Origin of the sequence: Acinetobacter sp. HR7 (assembly GCF_000773685.1) — a bacterium.
GTDB classification, from domain to species: Bacteria; Pseudomonadota; Gammaproteobacteria; order Pseudomonadales; family Moraxellaceae; genus Acinetobacter; species Acinetobacter thermotolerans.
This window is the reverse complement of record NZ_JPQO01000152.1, coordinates 1-1,213: the sequence shown is the minus strand read 5'-3', so window position 1 is coordinate 1,213 and position 1,213 is coordinate 1. Positions and strand designations below refer to the sequence as shown.

1 pseudogene is annotated in these 1,213 nt (G+C 47.2%); it reads right to left on the bottom strand.

Going from position 1 to position 1,213, the window contains the following annotated elements:
• Nucleotides 1-1,051 (bottom strand): annotated as a pseudogene (locus GW12_RS06925) (IS66-like element ISAba16 family transposase); the annotation flags it as partial.
• Nucleotides 1,052-1,213: the final 162 nt, after the last annotated feature.

Here is a 1,213-nt window from a genome sequence, read left to right as displayed (position 1 = left end):
CTTTATAACCACTGTAATCATCACAGACTAGATAACCCTGCCAGCCTTTCAAGAACTCTGCAGCATGCTGGCCTGAACGACTATCCTGAAAGTCATAGATCACCGCCTGAACTGGATTGTACTGTGTAGTGGCATAGGCCCAGACATAACCTTTCTTCGGTTTTTTATCATTCTCACCCATCCGCATGATGGTGACCGGTGTTTCATCTGCATGCAGCACCTGCTGTTGTAGTACCACCTCTTTTAAGGCATTGGCCAGAGGTTCCAGTTCTACACCGCAGCGACCTATCCAGTCAGATAAAGTTGATCTAGAAAGTTCGATTCCCGCCCGCTGATAGATCAGACGTTGACGGTACAGCGGCAAATGATCGGCATATTTCGATACCAGCACATGGCTGAGCAGTTCAGGTGAAGCAATGCCTTTATCAATCACATAGGCGGGCATCGCTTGCTGAGTCAGGGTGTCACACTGATCACAGACCCATTTACCACGCACATGCTGTTCCTTATAGAACTGTGCCGGTCTGAAATGCAGTTTTTCACTGACATCTTCGCCGATACGACGGAGTTGGCAGCCACAAGCGCATTGGGTTGATGCAGGTTCATGCTCAATACGGATGGTGTGTAGATGATCTGGCAGTGGTCGACGTTTAGGTTTATTGGCTTTGGCTTTCTGTGTCGCTGCATCGGTTTTATCTGCATTTAGCCGTTCCAGTTCTAGATCAACCGCGGCAATATCTTCTTCAACCGCTTCATCCCAGAGATGGATTTGTTTTGCGGTGAGATGTTCGTTTTTACTGCCGAATTTGTGCTGTTTAAACAGCGCCAGTTCATGCTCGTATTTTTGATTGAGAATAGAAAGATGTTGAACTTTAGAATCTAATTGCTGATTGGTGACTTCAAGATGTTGAACTCTGGCATCTAATTGCTGGTTTGATTTTTCTAATTCTTGATTTGATTGTGCCAGAGACTGATGCTGCATCGCCAACTGCCTGGTGAATTCCAGCAGTTGTTCATGGGTCAGTTGGCTTAAGTCAGGCAGCGTATTCATGACCGCAGTATGCCTGAGGTCATGAGAAGAATGAAATAGAACGTTTGGAGAATAGCAGAATGGACCAGCCTGGTTTAGAGCATCGTCACCACCTGCTGTCGTCCAATGCGCTGCCAGGGCAAACCTTGGATCAGTGCCTGTAACTGTTCCGGGCTGAGGGCC